Annotated in this window: 24 protein-coding genes and 1 riboswitch; of the genes, 14 read left to right on the top strand and 10 right to left on the bottom strand. The window is 59.9% G+C overall.

What is annotated here, in order from left to right; all coding sequences use genetic code 11:
• Window positions 1-78: 78 nt before the first annotated feature.
• The 4 genes from ABD837_RS02445 (at window position 79) to ABD837_RS02430 (ending at window position 5,657) form a co-directional block, all read left to right on the top strand.
• Window positions 79-1,407, top strand: a complete 1,329-nt coding sequence (locus ABD837_RS02445) for a DUF1015 domain-containing protein (RefSeq protein ID WP_345049854.1) — start codon at window positions 79-81, stop codon at window positions 1,405-1,407.
• Window positions 1,404-1,979 carry a Maf family protein gene (locus tag ABD837_RS02440; RefSeq protein ID WP_345049852.1) on the top strand — a complete coding sequence of 192 codons (576 nt, stop codon included), beginning with the start codon at window positions 1,404-1,406 and terminating at the stop codon, window positions 1,977-1,979. The genes ABD837_RS02445 and ABD837_RS02440 overlap by 4 nt, the downstream gene beginning before the upstream one ends.
• A gap of 598 nt (window positions 1,980-2,577) precedes the next feature.
• A complete protein-coding gene (locus ABD837_RS02435; RefSeq protein WP_345049850.1) occupies window positions 2,578-3,795 on the top strand; it encodes a hypothetical protein in 1,218 nt (405 codons plus the stop codon).
• Between the two features lie 419 nt (window positions 3,796-4,214).
• Window positions 4,215-5,657 (top strand): hypothetical protein, encoded by a 1,443-nt coding sequence (locus tag ABD837_RS02430; protein WP_345049848.1) that lies wholly within the window; start codon window positions 4,215-4,217, stop codon window positions 5,655-5,657.
• 5 nt (window positions 5,658-5,662) lie between these two features.
• On the opposite strand, the gene ABD837_RS02425 is transcribed toward ABD837_RS02430, so the two are convergent.
• From ABD837_RS02425 to sdaAB, 7 genes are all read right to left on the bottom strand, one after another.
• Window positions 5,663-6,094, bottom strand: coding sequence for an EamA family transporter (locus ABD837_RS02425; protein WP_345049845.1), 432 nt, complete (start codon window positions 6,092-6,094; stop codon window positions 5,663-5,665).
• Between the two features lie 14 nt (window positions 6,095-6,108).
• Window positions 6,109-6,981, bottom strand: coding sequence for a glycosyltransferase family 2 protein (locus ABD837_RS02420; RefSeq protein ID WP_345049843.1), 873 nt, complete (start codon window positions 6,979-6,981; stop codon window positions 6,109-6,111).
• A gap of 10 nt (window positions 6,982-6,991) precedes the next feature.
• A complete protein-coding gene (locus tag ABD837_RS02415; protein ID WP_345049841.1) occupies window positions 6,992-7,471 on the bottom strand; it encodes an HAD domain-containing protein in 480 nt (159 codons plus the stop codon).
• Window positions 7,472-7,507: 36 nt separating this feature from the next.
• Complete coding sequence (locus tag ABD837_RS02410) at window positions 7,508-8,497, bottom strand: NAD(P)H-dependent glycerol-3-phosphate dehydrogenase (RefSeq protein ID WP_345049839.1); 990 nt, start codon at window positions 8,495-8,497, stop codon at window positions 7,508-7,510.
• Between the two features lie 83 nt (window positions 8,498-8,580).
• Entirely contained in the window at window positions 8,581-9,990 is a 1,410-nt protein-coding gene (locus tag ABD837_RS02405; RefSeq protein WP_345049837.1) for an efflux RND transporter periplasmic adaptor subunit, read from the bottom strand.
• A 102-nt stretch (window positions 9,991-10,092) separates the two neighbouring features.
• Complete coding sequence (locus ABD837_RS02400; protein ID WP_345049835.1) at window positions 10,093-11,640, bottom strand: TolC family protein; 1,548 nt, start codon at window positions 11,638-11,640, stop codon at window positions 10,093-10,095.
• Window positions 11,641-11,721: 81 nt separating this feature from the next.
• Window positions 11,722-12,402 carry an L-serine ammonia-lyase, iron-sulfur-dependent subunit beta gene (sdaAB, locus tag ABD837_RS02395; RefSeq protein WP_345049832.1) on the bottom strand — a complete coding sequence of 227 codons (681 nt, stop codon included), beginning with the start codon at window positions 12,400-12,402 and terminating at the stop codon, window positions 11,722-11,724.
• Between the two features lie 215 nt (window positions 12,403-12,617).
• Between sdaAB and ABD837_RS02390 the strand changes: the two genes are divergently transcribed.
• Window positions 12,618-13,610 (top strand): tryptophan 2,3-dioxygenase family protein, encoded by a 993-nt coding sequence (locus ABD837_RS02390; RefSeq protein WP_345049830.1) that lies wholly within the window; start codon window positions 12,618-12,620, stop codon window positions 13,608-13,610.
• A 23-nt stretch (window positions 13,611-13,633) separates the two neighbouring features.
• Window positions 13,634-14,092: a hypothetical protein gene (locus ABD837_RS02385; protein WP_345049827.1), complete on the top strand. Its 459-nt coding sequence runs from the start codon at window positions 13,634-13,636 to the stop codon at window positions 14,090-14,092.
• Between the two features lies 1 nt (window position 14,093).
• Here ABD837_RS02385 and ABD837_RS02380 read toward each other — a convergent pair whose 3' ends face one another.
• Window positions 14,094-15,413, bottom strand: coding sequence for an MFS transporter (locus ABD837_RS02380; protein ID WP_345049826.1), 1,320 nt, complete (start codon window positions 15,411-15,413; stop codon window positions 14,094-14,096).
• A 153-nt stretch (window positions 15,414-15,566) separates the two neighbouring features.
• Here ABD837_RS02380 and ABD837_RS02375 point away from each other — a divergent pair, with 153 nt between their 5' ends.
• On the top strand, window positions 15,567-17,138 hold the full coding sequence (locus ABD837_RS02375; protein ID WP_345049823.1) for an NAD(P)/FAD-dependent oxidoreductase: 1,572 nt from the start codon (window positions 15,567-15,569) through the stop codon (window positions 17,136-17,138).
• Between the two features lie 205 nt (window positions 17,139-17,343).
• Window positions 17,344-17,715: a CoA-binding protein gene (locus ABD837_RS02370; RefSeq protein ID WP_345049821.1), complete on the top strand. Its 372-nt coding sequence runs from the start codon at window positions 17,344-17,346 to the stop codon at window positions 17,713-17,715.
• 128 nt (window positions 17,716-17,843) lie between these two features.
• Here the strand turns inward: ABD837_RS02370 and ABD837_RS02365 are convergent, their stop codons facing one another.
• A complete protein-coding gene (locus ABD837_RS02365; RefSeq protein WP_345049819.1) occupies window positions 17,844-19,238 on the bottom strand; it encodes a hypothetical protein in 1,395 nt (464 codons plus the stop codon).
• Between the two features lie 508 nt (window positions 19,239-19,746).
• Here ABD837_RS02365 and ABD837_RS02360 point away from each other — a divergent pair.
• The gene (locus ABD837_RS02360) at window positions 19,747-20,007 is read left to right on the top strand and encodes a hypothetical protein (protein WP_345049817.1); all 261 of its coding nucleotides are present in this window, start codon (window positions 19,747-19,749) and stop codon (window positions 20,005-20,007) included.
• A gap of 500 nt (window positions 20,008-20,507) precedes the next feature.
• Window positions 20,508-20,581: riboswitch (Fluoride riboswitch) on the top strand.
• Between the two features lie 49 nt (window positions 20,582-20,630).
• Window positions 20,631-21,914 carry a voltage-gated chloride channel family protein gene (locus ABD837_RS02355; protein ID WP_345049815.1) on the top strand — a complete coding sequence of 428 codons (1,284 nt, stop codon included), beginning with the start codon at window positions 20,631-20,633 and terminating at the stop codon, window positions 21,912-21,914.
• Between the two features lie 29 nt (window positions 21,915-21,943).
• Here ABD837_RS02355 and ABD837_RS02350 read toward each other — a convergent pair whose 3' ends face one another.
• Window positions 21,944-22,273, bottom strand: a complete 330-nt coding sequence (locus ABD837_RS02350; RefSeq protein WP_345049813.1) for a YnfA family protein — start codon at window positions 22,271-22,273, stop codon at window positions 21,944-21,946.
• Between the two features lie 272 nt (window positions 22,274-22,545).
• On the opposite strand from ABD837_RS02350, the gene ABD837_RS02345 reads away from it, so the two are divergent.
• From ABD837_RS02345 to ABD837_RS02330, 4 genes are all read left to right on the top strand, one after another.
• Window positions 22,546-23,316, top strand: a complete 771-nt coding sequence (locus ABD837_RS02345; protein ID WP_345049810.1) for a DUF4386 domain-containing protein — start codon at window positions 22,546-22,548, stop codon at window positions 23,314-23,316.
• A gap of 40 nt (window positions 23,317-23,356) precedes the next feature.
• Window positions 23,357-23,755 (top strand): hypothetical protein, encoded by a 399-nt coding sequence (locus tag ABD837_RS02340; RefSeq protein ID WP_345049808.1) that lies wholly within the window; start codon window positions 23,357-23,359, stop codon window positions 23,753-23,755.
• A 118-nt stretch (window positions 23,756-23,873) separates the two neighbouring features.
• Window positions 23,874-24,431, top strand: coding sequence for an RNA polymerase sigma factor (locus ABD837_RS02335; RefSeq protein ID WP_345049806.1), 558 nt, complete (start codon window positions 23,874-23,876; stop codon window positions 24,429-24,431).
• 4 nt (window positions 24,432-24,435) lie between these two features.
• Window positions 24,436-25,551 carry a hypothetical protein gene (locus tag ABD837_RS02330; protein ID WP_345049804.1) on the top strand — a complete coding sequence of 372 codons (1,116 nt, stop codon included), beginning with the start codon at window positions 24,436-24,438 and terminating at the stop codon, window positions 25,549-25,551.
• The last annotated feature ends 11 nt before the right edge of the window (window positions 25,552-25,562 follow it).

The following is a 25,562-nucleotide window of genomic DNA, read 5'->3' as shown; positions in this document are numbered from 1 at the left end:
GTGTGCATTGGCATTTTTGCACTCACTGCCCTCCCATACCCCTCTTCCTATTCACTCTTTTTATTCAATACCGGTTCCTTGGCTGAGATTCAACCCCTGCGTGGCTGGCGCTACAACCCGACTTTGAACGCCGACATCGACGCGTATGTATCGCCGCTGTTCGACGTGGTATCGGCTAAGCAGCGGGAAGCGCTGTACCGCAACCCGCTTAACTCGATTCATCTGTCGGTGCCACTGGGCAACGACCCGGCCGCGGCCGCGCTGGAACGGCTGCGCGAGTGGCAAGCCAACGGAGTATTGCTGCAGGACCAATTACCGGGTATTTACGCGTATTATCAGTATTTCCGGCTGCCGGGCAGCGCTCGCGAGTATTGCCGCAAAGGCTTTATGTGCCACATCCGGGCCTACGATTGGGAAGAGAATGTGGTGTTGCGCCACGAAAACACGCTTCCCGGGGCGGTAAACGACCGGGCCGAGCTCCTGGCTCGCACGCAGCTCCAATCGAGCGCGACGCACGGTTTGTTTCGCGACGAAGACTTTGAGCTCGAAACCTACCTCGATGAGGCCATGCGCACGCCGCTGGCCGAAACCGAGGAAGACTACCAGGGCGCCCGCGACGTGCTGGCCGTGATTCAGGATGCAGCTATTATCCGGCGCTTTCAGGCGGTGCTGGCAGCCCGGCAGGTGATTCTGGCCGACGGCCACCACCGCTATGAAGGCTCGTTGGCCTACCGCCAGGCCCGCGAACTGGCGGCCGACGGCCAGGACACCGGCCGCGAGCCCTGGAATTACCACCTCATGTACCTCACCAACGCGGCGGCCGATGACCTGCGCATTCTGCCCACGCACCGCCTGCTGCTGGAGCTGCCCGGCAACCTGAGCGACGACGAATTACTGGCCCGGCTGGAGCCGTATTTCACCATCCGCCCGATGGAGGACGCCGGTGACCTTACCGAAATCATTGCCGGCAAACCGTGGGCTTTTGGCCTATACCTGGGGGGCCTGGCCTATAAAATTCGGCTGCGGCCAGAGGTACATTCCCAGCTCGACTGGGAAACTACTGAGGCCGTGAAAGCCCTGGACTTGACCGTGCTCCACTATTTCGTAATGGAGAAATGCTTGGGTATTATCGGGCCCGATGCCCAACGAGCCTGGCTGGGCGTGGCGTATGTGCGCAACTTCACCGAGTGCCTGCAGCGCGTGGACCGTGGCGAAGCCCGCGCTGCTTTCATCGTAAACGAGGTGAGCATGGCCGAAGTGGAAGCGGTGTGCCACTCAGGAGCCGTCATGCCGCCTAAATCGACTTTTTTCTACCCCAAAACCATTGGAGGCTTCCTTTTCAGCAGCATTGCCAAAGAGGAAACGGGCGACGTCTTTCTTGATTACTTTCAGTCAGCTTCCGCGTGAAACTTATTTTAGCCTCCAATTCGCCCCGCCGCCGGCAGCTGCTGACCGAGCTGGGCCTGACCTACGAAATCCGTTTGCTGGCAGTAGACGAAGAATTTCCACCGCATCTGCACCGGGCCGAAGTGGCGGAGTTTCTGGCCGCCCGCAAAGCAGCAGCTTATGTGGACGGACTGGCCGAAGATGAACTGCTCATAACTGCCGATACCATTGTGTGCCTCGAAAACGAGGTGCTGAACAAGCCCGTGGACCGCGCCGATGCCCAGGCAATGCTCGGCCGCCTGCAGGGCCGGGCGCACGACGTTTTCACGGGGGTGTGCCTGCGCACCGGCGATGGACGGCAGGTGGTGTTTTCCGACCAGACCACGGTGCATTTTCGCGCGCTTACCAGCGCCGAAATAGACCACTACATCGACACTTGCCAACCCTACGACAAGGCCGGTTCCTATGGTGCGCAGGACTGGCTGGGCATGGCGGCCATCGACCGACTGGAAGGGTCCTACTTTAACGTAATGGGCTTGCCCACGCACCGTGTGTGGGCCGAGTTGGAAAAGCTAGGCGCAACGCAACGCTAATCCAGTGCCACCCATGCCCGGCCCTTTGCGTTCCAGCCTTCGCGCTCACCGGCCGGACGAGTTAGCAATTGGCCGCACAGCATTGGTACTGTTGTTCCTCATTGATGCAGTTCTGAGCGTGCTCTTCATGCCAGCAAACTTGCAGCAGTTAGCTGAGCCCGCCCAACTGGTTTACCACGAAGACGGCTTCCGACAGTTGGCCCTGGCACTCACCCCAACCCGCTTGTGGGTTCTGCGGGCCGTTGTGGCCTTTGCTACCCTGTTAGGGTTGGGTGGCTGGTTGGCGCTTAGAAAAAGGGCACCAGCGGTAATTTTGCACCAAATGCGTGTTGCTGCTCGACGCGTTAGCCAATACTGGCGGCGCTTGCCAACCAGCGCCCAATGCAGCATCTTGCTATTGCTAGCACTAATTTTTGCCGCCCGCCTGTATTATTTAGTTGCTTACCCATTGAGCACCGATGAAATAGCCTCGTTCGACTACTTCGTGCATCAGGGCCCACGCGTAATTCTCAGCTACTACCCAATACCTAATAACCATCTGCTTTATAACCTGCTAGCATGGCCGCTAAACCTGACCAAATTATCACCCCTGCTGGTCATGCGTCTGCCAACCCTCGTGCTGGGGTGCCTGAACTCGGCCCTCACGCTGGGGCTGCTAAGCCGGGTTGCCGGGTTACGGCGGGCCCTGGTTATAACGGCCCTGACGGCGCTTACTCCGCTCAGTGTGTATTATGGTGCTGTTGGCCGGGGATATGGCCTGCAGCTGGGCATGGTGCAGGTCGGTTTCTGTGCCGTGCTGGAACTGCTGCGGCCCGCCAGCCGCTACCGTCAGCTAGCCTGGGCCACCCTGGTCCTAAGCAGCATCGGCGGGCTGCTGCTGGTTCCGAGCTATGCATACCCCCTGGCCGCGCTGCTGTTGGGACTCGCCATTGGGATACTCCGGCAGCGGGACTGGCCCGCTTTCGGCACGCTCGCATTGGCCGGCGCGGGCATAGTGCTGATAACATTATTGCTGTATAGTCCCGTTGGCGCGATATCGGGATGGAAGCAGTTGCTGGCTAACCGCTACGTGGCCAGCCGGGCGTCCACGCAGTTCTGGCCCGGTTTCCGCCCCCGGCTCTATGAAGTAGCCGCAGAGTTGTTTGTGCCATCGGTACGCTTGGCCGGGCCGCTGTGGCTTGGCACAGCCTTGCTGGGTGGAGCGATTAGCTGGCGGCTACTGCCGGGCACCCGCCGCCAGGGGGCGCTACTGGCCTGGTTGCTGTTGGCCCTGCCCATTGGGCTGTTGGCAGCCCAGCGCGTGTTTCCGCTGGCGCGCGTGCTGCTGTACGTACCCTGGGCCGGTTGCGTGTGGTTGCTGCTGAGCCTGCCCCGGGTAAAAAGCACCGGGCCGACCAGACAGTGGGCTATGCGCTTGGCTTTAGTGGGTACAGCAGGCTTGGGGCTGTTCCGCATTTATCTCAATGAGCCGAGGCTACGCGGCGCGCAGCGCGAAACGCAACTTGTGCAACAGGCCTATACCCGGTTGCAGCAAGTAGCTCCGGCAGGCAAGCGGGCTTCGCTGATAGGGCTTCAGGCTCCCATTCACGAGCTTTTCTTTGCGCATTATCAATTGCTAGAGCCTCATCCACCCCTGCGACTCGTTTCTTACCGGACAGCTCAGCCCAATGCGCCATTTGATTTTATCGTATTGAGCCATGCAGCCGCAGCAAGTGGCAATCGGGTCCCGTCGCGTTATGTAGCGAGCTATTCAGATGCACTGGTGACGATATACACCAATTCGGTTCCGCGCCGGGCGTCGGCACTACTGCATTAAGCTTATTAATTACCGTGCTTTCAGAACCATACGCTCCGCCCTTGGCTTCCACATCAGAGACCTCAGTTCAGCGAGTGCCCCTGGGCTATTTTGGGTTGCTGGCTAGCAGCATTACGGCTCTTTGTGCAGGCTTTGCAGCGGCCGTATTGCATCAAACCACACTCGCGGAAATGCGAGAGCTTGACCGCATCTTCCCATACTATCATTGGCATGTCCGCATCGTAAACGGCCAACTCCGGTCATCTGCCACTACTTGGCTAACCCTGCTCAGTGCCGCAACCTGCGCTGGCTTTTTTCTCCTGCTATTCGCAAGAAACAGACAAAAATGTAAAAGCTCGGAGCGCTCCAACAGCACCGCCACAACAGCATCTGGTTGGTCAGTTCTATCACAGCCGCAACGCCGGCTAGCCCAGGGTGCTATGTTGGCCATTACGGCGCTACGGCTGTTTATGAGCATTCCGGCAATTACGCCGGCTTACGATGATGCCGCTTCCTACGCCCTCTTTGTAAGTCGGGGGCTGCTTTCAGTAACCAGTTACTACCCGCTGCCTAATAACCATGTTCTAAGCAACCTGGTGGATTGGCTTTTCTTTCAGGTTAACCCCGGCTTTTGGTGGACCATGCGCCTGCCGGTGGTGCTGGCGGCCGCGCTTGCCACCTGGCTTCTTTTTATCGGCCTGCTGCGGGCGCGGGTATCTTTCCGGCCCGCGTTGCTGACAGTCGTGCTCTTCAGCCTCAGCCAACTCAGCCTCTACCACGCCACGGTTGGCCGTGGGTACTGGCTATTGATGGTGGGTGCGGCGCTGGTGTTCTTCGCCACGCTGGAGCTAAGCAGTGCCGCCCCAACGCGTCCGCGCCGCACCTGGCTGGAACTAGTCGTGGGTGGGCTAGTGGGTACTTATTCCGTTCCCACCTTCGTTTTGGTGTTGGTTTCCGCTTTTTCCTGGCTGGGCTTCCGGGCAATCCGGCGGCGCCAGTGGGAGCTATTGCTGCAAACTGCACTGGCCGGAGCCATCATCAGTGCAGGCACGTTGCTGCTGTATGCGCCGCTCATGCTGGTTTCGGGGCCGGATAAGCTGTTTGGGAATGGGTTTGTAGCACCGCGCCCCTGGCAGGAATTTTTGGTGGGCCTGCCCCGCTATATCTGGGAAACCGAAGGTTTTCTGGCCGGACAAGTGAAGCTGGGCGCGATAATCACCCTGACGGTGCTGTTGGGCGCCCTTTGGTACTTGCTGCGGGTGCGAAAGGACATCGCCGCCGGTAGCAGAGAGTTCAGTCCCTGGCAGCGTCTGGGTCTCATCAGCCTGTGGTTTCTGGGGGTGCCCTATGCGGTGCTCATTGCCCAGCATGTGTTTGCCCCAAGCCGAACCCTTTTCTACAAGTCTTTCCTGCTTTACCTGCTGCTGGCCCTGTTAGTAGAGGAAATCTTGCGCACCACTAAGCTTCGACTCCCCAAAGTTTGCGGCTTAATCGTATTAGCCGTCGGCTGGACAGCTTACCAGTTCCGAAGCCTGAGCCACGACAATCGGACGCCCCGGCAGCACAACGCCGCGTACCACGAAGCGTACGCTTGGCTGGCCCAGCACGCACCCGGCCCAGCGTTGGTACCCGAGCCGACGCACGGCATCTTCCTCACCCTGTATTTCCGCTCAGAATCGCCTGGCTACCCCTGGCTGCCCGATTTTGAGCCCCAGCCCGGCCGCACCTACAAATACGTGGTGGCATTTCCTAACCAGCGCGGCTACTTCCAGCCTCGCTTTACTTACGCCCCGGCATTCCAGAATGCCGAAGTGGAAATTTATCAGGTTCGGGAAACTCAGGTCGGACCCGGGTTACCGAACTATTGGCACCTATCCAATTAAGCCGACTAATTGCCGCGCGCCAGCAGCGCAATACCCACCACAATGCACAGCAGCCCTCCGGCCTGAGCCAGGCTGAGGTTTTCGCGCAGCACCACCAAGCCCAATAGCGCCGTCAACAGCACCGAGCCACCCACAATAATCGGCGTACCCACCGACGATGGCACGCCCCGCTGAAAGACCACGAAGGTCAGAATTTCGGCCAGACCCACGCCCAGGCCAGCCAACGCCGCTAGGCCCAGTCCAGTCCTGTTCAGGGATATGGGCTGACCTTGCAACTTGAGCCTAACAAGCCACGCGGCCCCCAGGGCGGCCGCAACTAGCTGCAATACGACCGCGCCAACTGCGGGCGCGAGGTAGCCCGAAGCCAACTTGATGAAAAAGTTGTACAGAGCCAGGCACAGGGCCGTGAGCAAGGCAAGTGGCAACCAGGCAGGCATAGCGCGTTGGGTTCTTAAAGCAGCTCGTAGTTACGGTACTCGCCCAGGCGGTAGCCCGTCAGGCGCTCCAGGGTCTGCTTGAACCGGTCCTTGAAGCGGTAGCGGTTGCGGGCGATGTCGTGCTCGAAGCGCCAGTTCTGAGCATCGATGCGGGGCTGCATAGCGGCCGGGTGAGTGCCGGTAAACCGCTGCAGCGAATCCACCTGGCTGTAGTCGAATTCTTCGACTGGGGCTACGTGCTGTGCTACCCATTCATCCGAATGCCAGAGCTTGTTGAAGGTTTCCTGCTTGCGCTGCATGGCCGCCGGGGGCTTCACCCAGCCGTAGTGGTGCACGGTAGCCTCGAGCAGCTTCACCCGCAGCTTGCGGTTATCGGCCCGGCGGAAGCCCTGCGCATCGCGATACGAGCGCACGCCGATGCCGGGCCGCACAATGCGAATTTCGCGCCGGTACCAGCGGTAGGAATCGCCTACGTAATCGTAGGAACCGTAAAAATGGCGGTAGTTCAGCAGCAGGCCTTCAACGGCTTTATCGTCCTTCCACCGTTCCATTCCGGCCCGAATGGCCGCATAATCGGCTTCGTGCAGCACCTCGTCGGCCTGCAAGTAAATCGCCCAGTCAGCATCGGTTGATACGGCGGCCAGGGCCTTGTCCGTTTCCACGGCCAGCACCCGGCCGCCCTCCCGCAGGGTATCGTCCCACACGGTCTCGATAATGCGGATTTTGGGTGAGCCAATGCCCTTAATAAGACCCAACGTCCCATCATCAGAATTACCCACCGCTACCACGACCTCATCGCACAGCGGCAGCAGCGAGTTGATACTTTCCAGCACAGGATAATCGTATCTGAGGGCGTTACGCACGAAGGTAAAACCAACGACTTTCATAGGAATCTAATTATTTATCACTCTTCTGACTGTGCATTAGAATGGCTAAAGCATTTTCAGTTGCCTCAGTATCTAGTCCAATCATAGGTTTTGTCAGCACACATCGCTTCTTAATTTCTGGTGGCAGACCATTGATTGAAAGGTCATCATCAATTATGACAAAACGTTCTGTGAATCCCTTCTTGGCGACCCAAATACTTATTTCGGTTGCCCGGTCAGCCATCTCAGCTATGGATTCAACATTGTTAATTTTCGAAATCGTAGGGGAGTGAATACCTCGCGTCTTGAGAAGCACTATCCACTCGTCAACTGAATAGGTAATTCTGTGGGTTGTAGTCAACACAATCGAAGCATTTGTCTGCTTCAAGATATGCGCTAAGTTACTGGCAGCCTTTTCATTGAACTTCATGAATCCATCAGCAAGCAACTCAACCTTTCGCCATGATGGTGTTGTAACCAATACACCATCAATATCCAGGAGAATTACCACGCGGCTTCAGTAGGTCAAGTGTTAATTCAAGGCAAATTAGCGCAGCTTCTCCTTCAGCAGCTCCATCTCCACAGCCGGCGAAATACGCTCGTACAGGATATTATAGGCTGCCTCGGTAATCGGCATGTTCACCTTCAGCTTCTTATTGAGCTCGTGGATTGACTTCACTGCGAAGTAGCCCTCGGCCACCATATTCATTTCCAGTTGCGCTGATTTGACGGAATACCCGCGGCCCACCATGCTGCCGAACGTGCGGTTGCGCGAGAACTGCGAGTAGGCCGTCACGAGCAAATCGCCGAGGTAGGCCGAAGCCGACAAGTCACGCGGTTGCGGATTAATGGCCTGCAAAAAGCGGCGGATTTCCTGCACGGCGTTGCTCACCAGCACAGCCAGAAAGTTGTCGCCGTAGCCTACGCCGTGGGCAATGCCGCCGGTGAGGGCGATGATGTTCTTCATCACGGCGCAGTATTCGATGCCGTCGAGGTCCTGGGCCGGATGGGCCCGCACGTAGCGGTTGCGCAGCAGCTCCGAGAAATCCTCGGCCAGGGCCGCGTCGGGCGAGCCGATGGTGAGGTAGCTCTGCTTTTCGAGGGCCACTTCTTCGGCGTGGCAAGGGCCGGCAATCACGCCCAGGCGAGTGTGCGGCAGCCGAAACCGCTCGGCCACGTAGTCAGTCACAAGCTGGTTTTTGTTTGGAATCATGCCCTTAATGGCCGACACAATGCGCTTGTGCTTGAGGGCCCCGCGGTCGAGCTTATCGAGCACGGGCTGCACGTAGGCGGCCGGTACGGCCAGCACCAGCCAGTCGGCTTCTTCAATGGCTTCGTCGAGGTCGGTGGTCGGGTGCACGCGGGTCAGGTCGAACTGCACGGCCGAGAGGTAGCGCGGGTTGTGGCGGGTGCGCAGCAGGTGTTGCACGTCGTTTTTCGAGCGCAGCCACCAATCAACGCGGGCGCCGTTCTCGCTCAGAATTTTGGTTAGGGCGGTGGCCCAGGAGCCGCCGCCGAGCATGGCAATTTTTTCCAACGCAACAATGCTTAGGTGGGAAGTAGGACCGCAAATAACGACAAACTCCCCGCCGGAGGCCGACGGGGAGCTTAGTTGGCGGTTTATTTATCCGCGCCGGGGTCTTCTTTCAGCGCTTCTTTGTTCAGCGTTTTCAGGTCCTTGATGTCAACCAGTGCGCCGTCTTTCAGGGTCTTGGCTACGGCCCGGAACGGGCCGCTCACCACGGTAGCCCCGGCGGGCACTCCGCTCAGTATTTCAATATTCTGAAAGTCGCTGATGCCGGTTTTCACCGGGGTCATCACCGCCTTGCCATCTTTCACCACAAACACCACTTCCTGGATTTCGATTTTCTGCGGTTTGGAGTCGTCCACGGCTTTGGCAGTGCCGTTGCCGCGGCCACCCATGCGGGGGCCGTTCGGGCCCTTACTTTCTTTCGCCGCAGACGAGTCCGAGCGCGTGGTTACCGCGGCCAGGGGCACGCTCAGCGCACCGGGCTTGCGCTCGGTGATGATGTCAACCGACGCCGTCATGCCCGGGCGGAAGGGCACCAGGGTTTTGCCGCGCACGTTGCGCAGCAGGTGCTTGTAGCTTTCGGGGAGCAGCCGAATGCGCACTTCAAACTCGGTGACGGCTTCGGCCGTCAGGGCATCCTTGGCCGTGTTGGCAATGTTGGTGACGAGGCCCTTGAATTTTTCATTCCGGCTCGTGTACGCGTCTACTTCTACCTCTACCGAGTCGCCCAGGTTCACGTTATTCACGTCGTTCTCGTTCACGTTCACGCGCACCTCCATGTTGTTGAGGTTGGCAATGCGCATGATTTCGGTGCCGGCCATTTGGGTGGTACCCACTACCCGCTCGCCTTTCTTCACGTTGAGCTTGCTCACTGTGCCGCTAACGGGCGCATAAATCGTGGTTTTGTTGAGGTTTTTGCGGGCTTCCTCCAGTGAGGCCGAGGCGGCGCTCACGGTGCTTTGCGAAGCGCGGATTTGCTGACGGGCGCTGTTAATTTCCTCCTGCGAGGCATTATAAGCTGCCTGGCTGGCCTCGTAGTCGGCCTGCGAAATCACCTTTTGCTTGTACAGCGAGGCATTGCGGCGGTACGTCAACTCGGTTTGTTTGGCCGAGGCAATGAGCTGCTGAAGCCGGGCCTGGGCCTGGCCCACATTGGCCCGCTGCGTGCCCACCTGGGCGCTCTGCACGTTCACCTGCGCCTGGTAGTTATCGGGCCGGATGCGCAGCAGCAGCTGGCCTTTGCGCACCGAGTCACCTTCGTGCACATAGAGTTCAATGATTTCACCCGACACATCGGGCGATATTTTCACTTCGGTTTCGGGCTGCACCTTGCCCGAGGCGCTCACCTTTTCTACAATGGTGGCGGGGCCGGATTTGGAAACCAACACTTCCACCCCGGTGGGCTTGCTCACCCAGCCTTGCTTTTTTGCGACGGTGTAGCCCACTAGCAGCAACACCACCAGACCAATGAGAATGAATAGTAAACGGTTGTTTTTCATATGTTTGTAGGCAGTTGTTTGTTGTCAGTTGTCAGGCAGAAGCAGTGCCCGTTGCCCCTGTTAGAAAACCCTAACAACTGACAACAGGCAACTAACAACTAGTTAGAGCGTCAGCGGCTTGCCCTGGTAAAAGTCGAGCACCTTGTAGCGGAAGAAAAACTCGTATTTTGCCTGAATCATGTCCGATTGGGCGGCGGTGAGGTTGTTGCGGGCAATGTTGAAATCGGTGCCGTTGAGCAAGCCGTTGTTGAAGCGGATTTCGGCGTTGCGGAAAGCCAGGCTAAGGGCCTCGACCTGGCGCGAGCTGGCGGCGTAGCGGCGCTGGGCCGCGAGCGCATCGGCGTAGCTCTGCTGAATGGTCTGGCGCAACTGCAGCTTTACCTGCTCGGCGCGCAACGTGGCCTGCTGCACGGTTATTTGGGCACGCTGCACCCCCACCCGCGTTTGCAGCCCATTCAGAATGGGCACGTTCAGGCTGAACTGTAAGAACTCGCCCCGGTTATCGGCCAGTTGGTCGAAAAAACGATAGGGAAGCGCCTCGGACGTGACCTGAGGGCTCAGCAACACGTAGGGTGATGGCATGTAATTGCCACCGACGTTTTGCAGCACTGGCACCGGTATTGGTTCGCCAACGGTGCGCAAAAACTGCGTGCGCGCCGATGAGAAACCCGTTTGCACCCCTCCTGCCACCGTCAGGCGCGGGTAGTAGCTGCCGCGCGCAATTTCCAGGCCCCGCTGGGCGCTGTTCACGCGCAGGTCGGCTGCTTTGATTTCGGGCTGGCGCTGGCGGGCCATTTCGAAGGTAGCGTTCGGGTCGAGCGCATCCGAGGCCGGGGCCAACGTGGCCGGGTCGGGCAGTGTGGGGGCGACTACCGAGAAACGGCCGGCCGCGGCCGGGTCGAGGTTTAATAACTGCACGAGCGAGAGCTGGGCCAACGCCAGCTGGTTCTGGGCCGTCACGAGGGTGCGCTCCTCGCCGGCCAGCTGGGCGCGGCTGTCGAGCACGTTGCCCTCGGCCACCGCCCCGGCTTTCAGCAGCTTTTCGCTACGCGACACCTGGGCCTGCGTGGTACTCAGGCGCGCCTCCGAAGCCCGGATGAGCTCCTGGGCCAGCAACAGCTGCAGGAACGAAGAGGCTACATTCAGCGACAAGTCGTTGCGGGCCTTCTCTACATCGAAGCGGGTGGCTTCGGCTTCGAGCACGCCCTGCTTGATGGTATTGCGCAGCTGGAAGCCCGAAAACAGCGTAGCCTGACCCTGCAGCGCAAAGTTGTTCGAGCGCACGTTCAACTGCTGGAACTGGTTGGTGAATGGGTCGCGGTTGGTGCCAAAGTTGAAGCCCTGCGTGCCGCTCAGGCCCAGGCTGGGCAACAGCGCGGCCCGGTTGAGGCGCACGCTGGTCAGCTGCTGCTGGGCATTCAGGTCACTGGCCTGCACGGTCAGGTTGTGGGCCAGGGCGTAATCCACGGCCGCCTGCAGCGTCCAGGGGCCGGTGGGCGCGGCGGCAGCGGGCACACCCAGCACGGTGGGGGCTGGGGCGGCGGCCGGAGTTTGAGCCGCGACGGGGCCAGCTGCCAACCCACTTAGGGCCAGGCCGCCGGCTATAGCCCGCAGGCTAAGCGGCAAAAACAGGGTATTCCTTGGTTTCATAGGGCAAAAAAGGTAGGCGAACCGAAGCGCAGGTAGTGCGCAATCTATATATCGTTTTTATCGACCGGTTTATTACAACGGCTAGTCCAGGGTCGCAATGTTGGTAATGCTGTGCACCCAGCTCAGCTGCCGCAGATACGCCAGCGTTATTTCCTTGATGGGGCTGTCCGTTTCGATAAACTGCCGGGCGGCATCGTTGCGGCCCTTGCGGCTCACAAACATGGTGGCAATGTTGCACTGGTCATGCGCAATAACCGACGCAATAAAGGCAATGGAGCCCGGCACGTCGTCGGCATCGATGATGAGGGTGTGCAGGCTGCCCGAGAAATCGGCCGGAAAGCCGTCCACTTCCACAATGCGAATCACGCCGCCGCCCCGGCTCTGGCCAATTACCTCTACCCGGCGGCCGGTGGCCCCATCCAACAGGTTCAGCTTGATGGTGTTGGGGTGCATGGTGGAAGCATTGCCCACGCTCTGAAACGTGTACTTAAGCCCACCAGCTTCAGCGTAATCAAAGGCAGTGCGAATGCGGGTGTCGTCGGGGGCATAGCCTAGCAGGCCAGCCACAATGGCGCGATCGGAGCCGTGGCCCTCATAGGTGCGGGCAAACGAGTTGTAGAATGTGATGACCGCCTCGGTGGGCAATGCCCCCAGAATGCGAATGGATGCGCGGGCAATGCGCACCACGCCCGCTGTATGCGACGAGCTGGGCCCAATCATCACGGGACCAATCATATCAAAAATGCTGGATTTTTCGGCCATAAACGGGCGCAGGGAAAGACTTTTCGGGCCTAAAAGTAGGGCCTGCCGCGCGCACCGGCGGCCAAGGCCAAGGCAGGGCAACCCATTTTTTTGGGCCACTCGCCCAAGGATGCAGTCCACCGGCAGAAGGTTGCCCCACCCGGTAGCGCAATTTTGCGATATTTGCCCGCGTCCCACCCGATGCCCTCTCCCACCACCCCTCTTCTGTTTAGCACATGCCGACCGTTCCCACCCCGGACGAATTCTCCCCCGCCGTATTTGAACAGTTGCGGCGCCTGCAGGCCCGCTATGCCCCCGATGGCCAGGACCTGGCCGCCTACCTCGAAGGCTTGTACCACGCCAAATACATCAACTACTGGGACTACATCGAGCTCGATACGCTGCTGTCCATCCAACGCCCGCTCACCAACATTCCCGACGAGCGCATTTTCATCATGTACCACCAGATTTCGGAGCTGTACTTCAAGCTCTGCCTCTGCGAGTACGAACAGATTGGCGACTTGAAGGAGCCTACCCTGGGCGAAGTGGTACTGCGCCTGGGGCGCATCAACCGCTACTTTGAGAATCTGATTGACTCGTTCGATGTGATGGTGGACGGCATGGACAAGGAGCAGTTTCTTGATTTCCGCATGGCGCTTATGCCAGCCTCGGGCTTCCAGAGCGTGCAATACCGCATGATTGAAATTGCGAGCACGGCCCTCGAAAACCTCACCGATAAAGTGAAGCGCCAGGCGCTAGGTGAGGCTTCGGCCCACGATTACGACCAGCTGCTGGGCTGCATCTACTGGAAAGCCGGGGCCACCATCGAAGCCAGCGGCGCAAAAGCTCTTACCCTCATCGAGTTCGAACGCAAGTACACCGCCGACCTCGTGCGCCACGCCGCAGCTTTCCAGGACCGCAATGTGTGGGCCGTGGTGCAGCGCCTGTCGCCGGAGGAGCAGCAACACCCGCGCTTGGTGCGTGCGATGCGCCAACTCGACATCAGCGTGAACGTGAACTGGCCGCTGATGCACTTCAAATCGGCGGTGCGCTACCTGCAGCGCAACCCCACTGACGTGGCCGCCACCGGCGGCACCAACTGGCGCAATTACCTGCCTCCCAAGTTTCAGCGCCGCATTTTCTATCCGCAACTCTGGAGTGCCCAGGAACTGGAGGACTGGGGCAAAGGCTGGGTGGAAAGCGTGCTGGGTGAAAATGTAGCTATGTAGTCCCCTAGATGCTGAGACAATATATGAAGTCCTCCATTTCAATTCCGTGCGCCGGTATGCCGCATTTCAGCAGGCTCATAATAGCTGGCTTAACCCTGTTGTGTGGCTCCTGCAAAAAAGAATCCGTTGCGGAGCCCGCGCCAGTTCTGGAAGGGCGTTGGGAATTCCGAAGCACGGTCACCTACAATTACAATGCGACCAACCAGTTACTCTCAAAAAGCGAGCAGTTTCCTGGGCAATACGGGGCATTTTATCTGGTGCTCACCACCGATTCGCTCAAGTATTTCAAGTCCTACGACAACAGCCCGCTGGGAGCTTATAAAATCAGCCGTAACGGGAATGAAATACAAATTCCCAAGCTTCAACGTACTCCCATTATCACAGAGCTTACGAACCACTCCCTGAGCCTGCGCTTTCAAAAAACATTTGTAATTGGTTCTACTGGCGCATATGAAGACTTGGAAGATAATTACGTTAGATAGGTTACTCTGCCATGCGCCCGTGCTCGCCGCGGGTTTCGCCCATTCGCCAATACACTAGCAACGAGAGAAACGCGCAGCCCGTCACATACCAATAGAACCATTCTTCGACGCCGTGGTCCTTGGCGAAAAGCGCCACGTACTCGGCCGTACCGCCGAAAACAGCCACCGTGAGGGCAAACGGCAGCCCCACCCCCAGCGCCCGAATTTCCGTAGGGAACAGCTCGGCCTTCACCACCGCGCTGATGGACGTGTAGCCGCTCACCACGAACAGCGCGGCGATGAGCAGGCCCGCTGCCGTCCAGGCATCGTGCGTCTGGGCCAGCAGGCGCAGCAGCGGCACCGTACCCAGCGTAGCTCCGATGCCAAACATGAGCAGCACCGGCCGGCGGCCTACCTTATCGGAAATGACTCCCAGCAGTGGCTGGAATAAGAGTGCTACCGCCATTACGCCAAACGAAATCAGCGTGGCCGACTCCTTGCTAAAGCCAGCCGTGTTTACCAGGAATTTCTGGGCGTAAGTAGTAAAGGTGTAGAAGGCCAGCGTGCCACCGAGCGTGAGGCCCACTACCGTAAGCACCGCCCGCGGGTGTTTCATCAACTCCCGCATCTGGCCCGACGAGGGCACATTGCCTTCGCCTTCGGCCACGGCCGAAGCGGCCTGCTGCTTCTGCTCGAAGGCGGCTGTTTCGCCCATGTGGGTACGGAGGTAGAGCGCACCCAATGCCGCCAGTGCGCCGATTACGAAGGGCACCCGCCAGCCCCATTCGGCGAGTTGCCCAGCCGTGAGCACCTGCTGCAAGCCCAGCTGCACCAGCAGTGCCAGCAGCTGCCCGCCCATCAGAGTCAGGTATTGGAAGCTGGACCAAAAACCCCGGTGTTTGGCCCCGGCCATCTCGCTGAGGTAGGTAGCCGACGTTCCGTATTCGCCACCCACACTAATGCCCTGCACCAGCCGCGCTATCAAGAGCAGTGCCGGGGCGGCTACGCCAATCTGGGCGTAGCCGGGCGCGGCCGCAATCAGCAACGAGCCGCCCGCCATTAGCCGCACGGAAAACAGCAGCGCGGCGCGGCGCCCATGGCGGTCGGCGTAGGCCCCGAGCAGCCAAGCACCCAGCGGGCGCATTAAAAAGCCCACGGCAAAAATGGCGGCGGTGTTTAGCAGCTGGGCCGTGGGGCTTCCTTTGGGAAAAAATACCGGTGCGAAGTACAAGGCAAAAGCCGAGTAGGCATACCAGTCGTACCACTCGACGAGGTTGCCAATGGACCCGCTTACAATAGAGCGCAGCCGGGAGATGATAGGTGGGGCAGCAACTGGATTCATGCCCCAAACTAAGCAAGGTTTTGATTCCCGCCGATTGGCGATGGTGTAAATGACACTGCTTCTATACGAGGAGGATTCGGCGCAGCTGTACCTTTGCAATTACTTAGGCCCGTTGCTTGAGCCCTGAAGGATAGCCACCTTTCTATTACACATATGTTAAAACAAGAACTCGAGATTCTCCTCTCGCCAGAAGTAGCTTTTGATGAGTTTGCTCGCTACGAAGCTATTTTAAAAGAAGCACAGATTACGCCGGGTGAAGCAGATTATGTGCATCTACGTCGCCGCTCCATTGATGCCCGGGGCCGGCAACCCCTCATTCGCCTACGGGCTGACATCTACCGGAAACCGGCGCCGGCCGATTTATTTGGGCCTTGGTTTGTTTATCCAAATGTTAAAGAAACCTCACCGCGGGTTGTCATTGTTGGAGCTGGCCCAGCGGGATTATTTGCGGCGCTCCGCTGCCTGGAGCTGGGCCTGAAACCCATTGTACTGGAACGCGGCCGCGATGTGCGCGCCCGGCGCCGCGACCTCGCCGCCATCAACAAGGAGCAGCAGGTGAACCCCGATTCGAACTATTGCTTTGGGGAAGGAGGCGCGGGCACTTACTCCGATGGCAAGCTGTATACCCGCGCCACCAAGCGCGGCGATGTGGGCCGCGTGCTGCGGCGGCTGGTGCAGCACGGCGCCACACCCGACATTCTGGTGGACGCCCACCCCCACATCGGCACCAATAAATTGCCGGCCGTGGTGCAGGCCCTGCGCGAAGCCATTACGGATGCCGGCGGCGAAGTTCACTTCGAGACCCGCGTGAGTGACCTGCTGCTCGAAGGCAACCAGCTGCGCGGCGTGCTCACGGCTAGCGGCGAAACCATTGAGGCTGCTGCGACCATTCTCGCAACCGGCCACTCGGCCCGCGACATTTATGAGCTGCTGCACCGGCGCGGCGTCCTCATCGAAGCCAAGCCCTTTGCCCTGGGCGTGCGCGTCGAGCACCCCCAGGCGCTCATCGACCAGGCCCAGTACCGGCGGGCCGAGCGGGGGCTGCTGCCGGCGGCTTCCTACTCGCTGGTGCATCAAACGGAGGTGCGGGGCGAACAGCGCGGCGTTTTTTCGTTTTGCATGTGCCCGGGCGGTTTCATTGTGCCGGCGGCTACGGCCCCGGGCGAGGTAGTAGTGAATGGCATGAGCCCCAGCCGCCGCGACTCGCGCTTTGCCAACTCGGGCATTGTGGCGGCGGTGGAACTAACCGACATGGACGTGGCCAAGTACGGTCCGTTGGCCGGGCTTCATTTCCAGCAGCAGATTGAGCAGCTCGCCTGCCAGGCCGCCGGCGGCACGCAACGCGCCCCGGCCCAGCTGCTCGGCGATTTTATCAACAACAAGCCTTCAACTCAGCTGCTCGAAACATCTTACCAGCCCGGGCTGGTACCCGTGCAGATGGACGACGTACTGGGCCCGGTGTTGGCCGAGCGCCTGCGGCAGGGCTTCCGCGATTTTGGTCGCAAGATTCCCGGCTACGCCACCAACGCAGCCCAGATTGTAGGCGTAGAAAGCCGCACCTCTTCCCCGATTCGTATTCCACGCGACAAGGATACCTTGCAGCACCCGGTGGTAACAGGGCTATTTCCGTGCGGCGAGGGCGCCGGTTATGCAGGCGGCATCGTGTCGGCGGCGATGGATGGCGAGCGTTGCGCCGAAGCCGTGCGCGCGCTGGTGGGGCGCTAGTTGTCGGAGTGAGCCTCGTGATGAGTTGGCAGCATTTCGATGTGGCTGTGCGCGCCTTTGTGCTGGCGGTGGGCGCCTGAGCTCCGGCCCGGCTCAATGCCCGTGGCCCGGCGCAAGTCTAAAGGAGTCGTCCGGGTGACCAAGCGGGCATGAATTGCGTAAACACGGCATATCCCCTTATTACCCTTTATTGCTTTTACTGCCCATGGCAACTGTTAATAAGAAAACCCTCGTGCTGGGGGCATCCGACAACCCCGCCCGCTATTCGTTTCGGGCGGCGCACATGCTGAAAAACCACGGCCACGACGTGGTACCGGTGGGCATCCGCAAGGGTGAAGTGGCCGGCATGGCCATTCATACCGACCGGCCGCAGGCCGACGACGTGGACACCGTAACCCTGTACATCGGCCCGCAAAACCAGCCCGAGTGGTACGACTACATCCTCGGCCTGAAGCCCAAGCGCATTCTCTTCAACCCCGGCACCGAGAACCCCGAGCTGGAACGCCTGGCCCAACAGCGCGGCATCCGAACCGAAGAGGCCTGCACGCTGGTACTGCTTTCGATTGGCCAGTATTAGGGGTTGCAAGTCCCTTGCGGGGCATTAATCAAGTTGAAAAGCCGCCCGAATAACTGCTGATACGCAGTTATTCGGGCGGCTTTTTTGTGCTTCGGCCAGCTTACCTTACTCACGTGAAACTAGCGGAATCATCTTGACCCGGCCAACAGATAGGGCCGGAACCGGGGTTCGACATCCTGCTTTATACTATTGGATAGCCAAAAACAGCCCACCAGGTACAGCCCAAATACGAGAAGCAGTCCGAGTTTTCGACTGCCGGTTGTGGGCCAGGCTGGCCACTGGCCAAAGGCTACTAGCGCCAGCAGCAGCAGGTGCAGCGGCAGCAGGAAACGCACCTCCATGCTCATTGGAATTACGGCGAGACAGGGTAGCAGCAAGGCGGTCAGCACCAGCATCTCGCGGGCCGTTGGGCGGCGCCCCCAAGCAACCAGCACCGCCCAAAACCATAGCGTGTAGTTGAGCAGCTGTTGCGGGCGTGAGGGGTCCCAGCGTTTCAGGTAAGGCGTGGGGTGGCTGATGTCGAGGCCGGCAAACAGGTGACGGGCATAGATGCCGCACAGCGTAATCGGGTGCCGCACCACGAGCCCGAGGTACTGGCCGGGCGCTTCAATTTCGGTGATCCCTTCGGCCTTTAGCAAGGTGGCTCCTGCGCTATCAATAAAAAGGAGCTGGCCCGTGGGCAATTCACGCCCCACCGACGACTCGTACTTCTCGTGCAGCAGGCCCCATTTCAGCTTTTGCAGGTAGAGGTTGTGGATGCCCAGTGTTTTCGACTGTGAAAGGACCAGCGGTGTGCGCGCACCAAAATGCCGCTGGTTGATAAGCCATTGCGGAGCCAGCACCAATGCGCCCCCAAGTACTAACGCCGCCAGCCGTGCTGCCCAGCTTGGGCCTTCTGCTCTACCAAACCACAGCAGCGCCACTACCGGCAGCGCAGCAGCCAGGTAAATAGGCCGGATGTTCAGGGCCAGTGCCAGGGCCATGCCAGCCAGTAGCGCTGCTCCGAGGCGGGGGCGCTGCACGAGCCACAGCCCGGCACCCAGGGCCAGCACAGCCGGAAAATCAGACAGGGAAAAGTTGAAGTAGTCGCGCCAGAACACAAAACTGAGCGCCGCCCACGCCAGCCGGCGCACCAGGCTCGGCGGCTGCGGGGCGCCCGTGGTAGCCCGCCAAAGCCGGGGCCCCACAATGCCAAAGAGCAGGCCGGCGAAGGCAGCATTCACCAGCTTTACCACCGTCACGGCCGGCCAACCCAGCGCTTTGCGCGCCGCTAGGCACAGGAAATTCACCAGCGGGTAAGCATAGCCGCGCATGGCATCGTCGTAGCCCAGCAGCTCAAACCGGCCGGCGCGCACAAACCGGTGGCCCAGCTGCCAGTAGTCTTCGGCGTCGTAATAGAGGTTGTGGTATTCTGTCGAAAACAAGTACAGCGCATATACCAAGGCAATGCACCCAGCCAAACCAGCTTCCTGCCGCCACTGCGAAGCAGACCGAGTAGCAGCGGAATAGGGAACAAATGCCATGGAAACGGAACAAGTATTGGAGGGCCCGCGGAACGGACACCCCAAAGGTCGAACGTGTACAGGCAATAGTTTCCATTTTCCAGGGTAGAAACGAAGCTCATGCCCAGCGGAGTACCGAACATCAGGTAAGGCTGCTATAACCTAGCCTACTTTAAAAGTGTCGACCAGCCACCGTGTCCCAACAGCGAACGGAAAGCCGTCTTCGCGCACTGGAAAGCATGTACCCACCTAGCAACGTTCTTATTTCGAGGCGAATGAGTTTAAAGGGTTCACCAAATAATTTGCACTGCCATGATTTTAAGAAGGACAGAGCGGTAAGCCCGCAACAAGTGCTGCCGCGGCAAGCTTAGCGAAGTGAACACAGCCTCATAAAAAATAAAGCAGCGCCGAGTTGCGGCTACGCCAAAGGCATGGCAAATAATATTGGCATTTTTTAGACTGCCGTTAACGCGAACTACTAGAAAGTGAGTTATTGAGAGCGCAATATCTCACCGCAGCCCAGCCGTTTATGATTACCCGCGAGAAAGCCGCTCTCTTCATCGCCTGTGACTTCTCCTCCGATTGGTTGATGCGCCATGGTACACCGCACGGCCAGGCGCTGGCCACGCAGGCAGAGTGGGCACTGATGCTCGACTACGTCGATTCGGCCTGCCGCATCCGGCGGCAATGCCTGGTGGAACCTTCGCGTCACCTTATTGGGGTTCTCCACGAGCGAGAAGATGCCCTAATGGGCGCATGTGAGAGCATGGAAGTGTTCCAAATCCTGTGAGAAGCGGTCAAGCGGCATTACGAGGCGATGGATAAAGAACCCACCTGGTTCGAGCGCGTGTTGGAGTGGCTGTCGCGCCGGCTCTAGGGTAGCCATGAGGTAACACACATTTCGGTGAACCCAACAGCGGCCCAATACCAAGTGGTCCGAAAGCTACTGCCGTGCCCTGCGAGTTTACAAAACTCGTCTACAAATCCACGTTTACAAAATGCCGGATGGGGGTTGAGTTTCGTAAACTCCCATTAACACCCATCATGCCGCCGAACTCCGCAACTCCCAAGCCATGGCAAAATTTGTGCCCACTAAAGTATACCTGCGTTTTATTGCCCTGCGCATGAGCATGCATATGGGCCACGGCAGTTCGAAGCACAGCGGAATGAACCATGGAAACATGAAACCGGGGTTATCTATAATAAAAAAGCAGCACCCAAAACCGGTGCTGCTTTTTTGTTGGCCTATTCATAGATGCCGGTGCCAAGCAACTGCCTTTATATTTGCCACCAGAATACGGTGATGGATTGCCACCGCGAACCGCCGGAGCCCCATGCCCCGCGCTGATGATTCCTACAAAACGGCACAGCCACAGGGGCCGCGCCGCCCAGCTCATCATATCCTTCGCGCTAGTGCCTTCACCCTTCTCCTTTGCTCGTCTGCGGGCCCGCAACACTACGGCGGCCCTGTTATTCCTGCTGCGTTGGCTGCTGATATGCGGCATAATTGGCGGAATGGCGGGTACCGCTTCAGCGGGTTTTCTGGTCGCTCTCGACTGGGTTACGAACTGGCGCGAAGCCCATCCCTGGGCTTTGGCACTGCTGCCGGTGGCGGGCCTGCTCATCGGGCTGGCCTACCACTATTTTGGCACCCGCGTGGTGCGCGGCAACAACCTCATTCTGGATGAAATTCATCGCCCCAGCCAGCGCCTGCCACTGCGCATGGTGCCGCTGGTGCTGGGCGGCACGCTGGTCACGCACCTGTTTGGCGGGTCGGCAGGCCGGGAGGGCACGGCCGTGCAAATGAGCGCAGCTTTGGCCGACCAGCTTACCCGCTGGCTGGGCCTGCGCCCGCGCGACCGGCGCCTGCTGCTCATCGCGGGCATGAGCGCGGGGTTTGCCTCGGTGTTCGGCACGCCGCTGGCGGGCGCGGTGTTTGGGCTGGAGGTCTTTTTGCTAGGCTCGATTCGGTACGACGCCGTGCTGCCCAGCTTTCTGGCCGCCGTGCTGGCCGACTGGGTAACGCGCGCCTGGGGCGTGGGCCACACCCACTACCCCACGCTGGGCGAATTGCCCCTTACTCCGGCGTTGTTGGGCGGCACGCTGCTGGCGGGCGCGTTGTTTGGGCTGGCAGCACGGGCCTTTGCGACGCTCACGCACGGCATTGGCAAGGTTTTCAGTCGCATTAATTACCCTCCGCTGCGGCCGGTAGTGGGCGGCGTGCTGGTGGCGGGGCTGCTGTGGCTGGCCGGCCCGGTGCGTTTCGGCGGGCTGGGCATCCCGGTTATTATCGAAGCTTTCCAGCACCCGCTTGCCCCTACCGACTGGGCCTGGAAACTGGTCCTCACAGCCCTCACGCTGGGTTGTGGCTTCAAGGGCGGCGAAGTCACGCCATTGTTTTTTATTGGGGCAGCGCTGGGCAGCGCGCTGGCCGTGGTGCTGCCACTACCGGTGGCGCTGCTGGCGGCCATGGGCTTTGTAGGGGTGTTTGCCGGCGCAGCCAATACCCCGCTGGCCTGCACGCTCATGGGGCTGGAGCTATTTGGCAGCAACGCGGCCATTTACCTGGGGCTGGCCTGCGTGGTGGCCTATTTGTTTTCGGGCCACCGGGGCATATATGCCTCGCAGGTAGTGGGCCAGGCCAAGCACCTGCGCCTGAGCCGGCAACAAGGCCGGCAGCTTGGGGAACTTGAGTAGCAGAGCCGGGAAGCATCTCCAGGCTGGACTCAGGACCGGGGCCAGAACAGAATGATGCCAATGCCCACGAAGCACACCACCCCACCGATAACGTCGTACCGGTCGGGCCGGAAACCATCGAAATACCAAGCCCAGGCAATGGACATCAGGATGAATACGCCCCCGTACACGGCGTAGGTTTTGCCAAAGGTCATGCTCTGCCAGGTGGCCACCCAGCCATAAACAATCAGCAGGAAGGCACCGAGCAGGCCGGTCCAGGCTGGTTGGTCGGCCTTGAGCCACTGCCACATCAGGTACCCGCCACCGATTTCGCAGAGGCCGGCTAGCAGGTATAGGGCGAGGGGTTGAAGGTTGGGCATGGGCAGCAGCAGTGAAATAACAGGCCAGCCGGAACAAAGGCCGCAGGCAATCTACGCCAACACCGCTCCTAGCAGCCAGCTCAACCACTCCCACCGCAGCTTTGGGCTTCAGGCTATATGCCCTCACCGCGCCAGGAAGCAGTTTTGCAGGAGTAAAGGCATGGCCCAGGCAACCCCAGCCAGTGAGTTCGAATCTGCCAGCTCACCACCCGAAACCGCCGGGGCGCAGCTTACTCAGCACTCGTCAGGCTTTTGCATCATTACCTGCCTGTATGCTCAACCGCACCATTGCCACGTCGCCCCTCTGGTATGCTCGCCTCGGCGGCGCGCTCTACCTCGTCATTATTCTGTTCGGAGCATTCTCGGAGGGGTTCGTGAACAGCAAGCTGATGGCGGCCGATGCCGCCACAACGGCGCACAACATTATTGCATCGCCGGGGCTGTGGCGGGTGGGCACCGCGGCCAACCTAATAGTGGTGCTCTGCGCCGTGCCACTGCTCTGGATTGAATTCCAGCTGCTGCGAACGGTGAGCAAAAGCCTCGCGCTGTTGGCGTTGCTGCTCAACGGCGTGTCGCTGGCCGTGGAGGCCGTGAGCAAGCTGTTTCAGCTGTTGGTGTTGCCCATTCTGCAAAGCGCCGATTACCTGCAAGCCTGGGGCCCGGCGCGAGTGGCTTTGCTGGCCAACCTCGCGCTGAAATCGCACGACGTGGCCTTCAACATTGCCCTCGTCTTTTTTGGCCTTACCTGTCTGGTGAATGGCTACCTGATTATTAAGTCGCGCTTTTTGCCCGCCGTGCTCGGCATTTTGCTGCAGGTAGCGGGCGCAGCCTACTTGCTGAGCTGCCTGGCGGCCCTTTTTGCCCCGGTGCTGGCCGATTGGCTCATTCCCGGCGTGTTGCTACCACCACTTATCGGCGAACTGTCGCTGTGCCTGTGGCTGCTTATTAAAGGGGTAAACATACCCCAATGGCAAGCGCAAATGCGCCTGCACACAGCTGGCAGCACCATTCAACCGCTTCAACCCACTGCTCATGCCCTTTAGCCTCAACGCTCTTTTCCAGCCATCGGAGTCGTAGCAAGGGGTGCACCGAATCAACATCTACGCGCTGCGAACGGTGTATGCGCTGATGTTCTTCATGCTCGGGCAAACCGTTTGGACGCACATTTTCACGCACCAGGGGCCTTGGGAGTCCGACAATGCCATGGCGTCGTCCGTGTGGGCGGCTTTCTCGGTCCTGGCTGGCTTGGGCATCGTTCGCCCCCTAAAAATGCTGCCCATCCTGCTGCTTGAAATAGTTTACAAAGGCCTGTGGCTGCTGCTGGTGGCCTACCCCCTGTGGAGGCAGGGCCAACTGGCGGGCTCAGCGTTCGAATACCAGAGTGCCGTGTTTGCCGGCGTGCTCCTGCCTATTCTAGCCATGCCGTGGCGGTACGTACTATCCCAATACGTATACCGCACGCCGCGGCCAGCACTGCTCTAGCCCTCCTACTGAGCGTGAAGAGTCGGCTGCGAGGGGTGCTTCAAAATAATTACTGGCGCAGGCAACCTTTGTGGGCGCAACGGCATCTGCCGCTGCAACTCACCATCCTTTCTGCGTTGTGCCTACTCTTACTCTATCGGAAGCCGACCTTATCGCTGCCTGCGTGCGCGGCGAGCACCGGGCCCAGCGCCAGCTCTACGACCAGCTGGCCGGGCTGATGCTCACCGTGTGCCGCCGCTACCTCAAGCGCCGCGAAGACGCCGAAGAAGCCCTGCTACTGGGCTTTGCCAAGATGTTTCGGGCCCTGCCCAACTACCGTTTCGAGGGCAGCTTCGAGGGGTGGGTACGGCGCATTATGGTGAACGAAGCGCTGATGCAGCTGCGCCAACGCGAGCTCATGACCGTGTCGTTCGAAGAGTTCGTGCAACCCGAAAGCCTGGCCGTCACGGCCGCCACCGCCGATACTGCGCTGCAGGCCGAAGACCTGATGAGCCTGCTGGGCACGCTGCCCGCCGGCTACCGCACCGTCTTCAACCTCTACGCACTGGAAGGCTACGGCCACCAGGAAATTGCCGAGCTGCTAGGCATCAGCGAAGGCACCAGCAAGTCGCAGCTCAGCAAGGCCCGCGCCATGCTGCAGCGCCGCATCCAGTTTTCCGCCATTAGCACCAACTAGACCAATGTCTACTGACCATATCGACGACTTATTCCGCAGCCAGCTCGGCGACCACGAAACGCCCCCGGGCGACGACCTGTGGGCCCGCCTGCAAGCTGGCCCCAGCGCCAGCGCGCCGGCTCCCCTGCCCAGCGCCCATGCACCCGAGCGGGTCGACCAGCTGTATCAACACCGGCTGAAGGTCCATGCCACACCGGTGCCTCGCAAAATCTGGGAGCGCCTGGAAGACGAGCACCTGCGGCCGCGTAAGCGCCGGGCAGCCGCCTGGTGGCCTATGGCCCTGGCGGCGGCAGTAGCACTGCTCCTGCTAGCCGGCGGCGCGGGCTTGTGGCTGGGTTTCCCCACGGGTTCGCGGGGTACGGCCGGCACGGTAGCTTCTCAACCAGCTGGACAGCCTAAAGCGCAAGAAAAACTGGGTAATACCACCAGCAATGCGACGATTGGCACAAAGAGCCTGGAGCAGAATAGCCAGACCGCCTCTACATCAATAATTACCAATGGTGCCGCAACCAGCATTGCTTCCGCAGCAACCCAAAACGGTGCTCAACCTTCGGAAACGGCAATTTCCAGCGCTACTCAAAAAAACCTGCCGGCCCGGGCAACCCGCTCTACTGGTACCGCATCTAGCGCTTCGAAGGTCGGGATGATGGCTCAGCAGTCGCCCCGCCGCCAGCAGGGAGCTTCCCGGCAGCCGGACGCGGCTACCACCTCCACCCCGCTGGTAGCCGGCACGACTGCCCCGCCCAGCATCTCCACCCGGCCGGCTGACGAGTCGGCATTGGCTTCCGCTAATCTGCCTGCACCTACCCCGACGGTGGAAAACGTCCCCGCCAATCCTGCTTCTTCTGCCGTCTCTCCCGCAACGCTGGCTGCAGCCAACATCATAACGGTAGATGTGCGCAACGGCGCACCCCGCCACCCCACCCTGGCAACGGCCGTGGCCACGGCTGCCGCTGCTACCGAAGACCGCCCGGGCCTGGGCGGACGCCTGCTGCGGCAAGTGGGCCACGCGGTACGGGGCGAGCGCATCAGCCTGTCGGAAGTAACCGGCCTGCCCCAAAACCTGACCCTGGAGGCCACCATTGCCGGTCGCCACGTCAGCAAGTCCATTCAACTCTAACTCTCTTCTTC

This window comes from Hymenobacter glaciei, assembly GCF_039539585.1.
Taxonomy (GTDB): Bacteria; Bacteroidota; Bacteroidia; order Cytophagales; family Hymenobacteraceae; genus Hymenobacter; species Hymenobacter glaciei.
Note: the sequence above shows the minus strand (reverse complement) of the source record. Positions and strands in the feature narration are given on the sequence as shown.

Excerpts from the sequence above, each read along its gene's own strand:
- sdaAB (WP_345049832.1), bottom strand. The coding sequence starts at position 12,402 with ATGGCCGAAAAATCCAGCATTTTTGATATGATTGGTCCCGTGATGATT.
- ABD837_RS02405 (WP_345049837.1), bottom strand. The coding sequence starts at position 9,990 with ATGAAAAACAACCGTTTACTATTCATTCTCATTGGTCTGGTGGTGTTG.
- ABD837_RS02365 (WP_345049819.1), bottom strand. The coding sequence starts at position 19,238 with ATGGCATTTGTTCCCTATTCCGCTGCTACTCGGTCTGCTTCGCAGTGG.
- ABD837_RS02385 (WP_345049827.1), top strand. The coding sequence starts at position 13,634 with ATGAAGTCCTCCATTTCAATTCCGTGCGCCGGTATGCCGCATTTCAGC.
- ABD837_RS02430 (WP_345049848.1), top strand. The coding sequence starts at position 4,215 with ATGTTGGCCATTACGGCGCTACGGCTGTTTATGAGCATTCCGGCAATT.
- ABD837_RS02360 (WP_345049817.1), top strand. The coding sequence starts at position 19,747 with ATGATTACCCGCGAGAAAGCCGCTCTCTTCATCGCCTGTGACTTCTCC.
- ABD837_RS02345 (WP_345049810.1), top strand. The coding sequence starts at position 22,546 with ATGCTCAACCGCACCATTGCCACGTCGCCCCTCTGGTATGCTCGCCTC.
- ABD837_RS02435 (WP_345049850.1), top strand. The coding sequence starts at position 2,578 with ATGCGTCTGCCAACCCTCGTGCTGGGGTGCCTGAACTCGGCCCTCACG.
- ABD837_RS02375 (WP_345049823.1), top strand. The coding sequence starts at position 15,567 with ATGTTAAAACAAGAACTCGAGATTCTCCTCTCGCCAGAAGTAGCTTTT.
- ABD837_RS02350 (WP_345049813.1), bottom strand. The coding sequence starts at position 22,273 with ATGCCCAACCTTCAACCCCTCGCCCTATACCTGCTAGCCGGCCTCTGC.
- ABD837_RS02370 (WP_345049821.1), top strand. The coding sequence starts at position 17,344 with ATGGCAACTGTTAATAAGAAAACCCTCGTGCTGGGGGCATCCGACAAC.
- ABD837_RS02390 (WP_345049830.1), top strand. The coding sequence starts at position 12,618 with ATGCCGACCGTTCCCACCCCGGACGAATTCTCCCCCGCCGTATTTGAA.
- ABD837_RS02425 (WP_345049845.1), bottom strand. The coding sequence starts at position 6,094 with ATGCCTGCCTGGTTGCCACTTGCCTTGCTCACGGCCCTGTGCCTGGCT.
- ABD837_RS02380 (WP_345049826.1), bottom strand. The coding sequence starts at position 15,413 with ATGAATCCAGTTGCTGCCCCACCTATCATCTCCCGGCTGCGCTCTATT.
- ABD837_RS02400 (WP_345049835.1), bottom strand. The coding sequence starts at position 11,640 with ATGAAACCAAGGAATACCCTGTTTTTGCCGCTTAGCCTGCGGGCTATA.
- ABD837_RS02330 (WP_345049804.1), top strand. The coding sequence starts at position 24,436 with ATGTCTACTGACCATATCGACGACTTATTCCGCAGCCAGCTCGGCGAC.
- ABD837_RS02420 (WP_345049843.1), bottom strand. The coding sequence starts at position 6,981 with ATGAAAGTCGTTGGTTTTACCTTCGTGCGTAACGCCCTCAGATACGAT.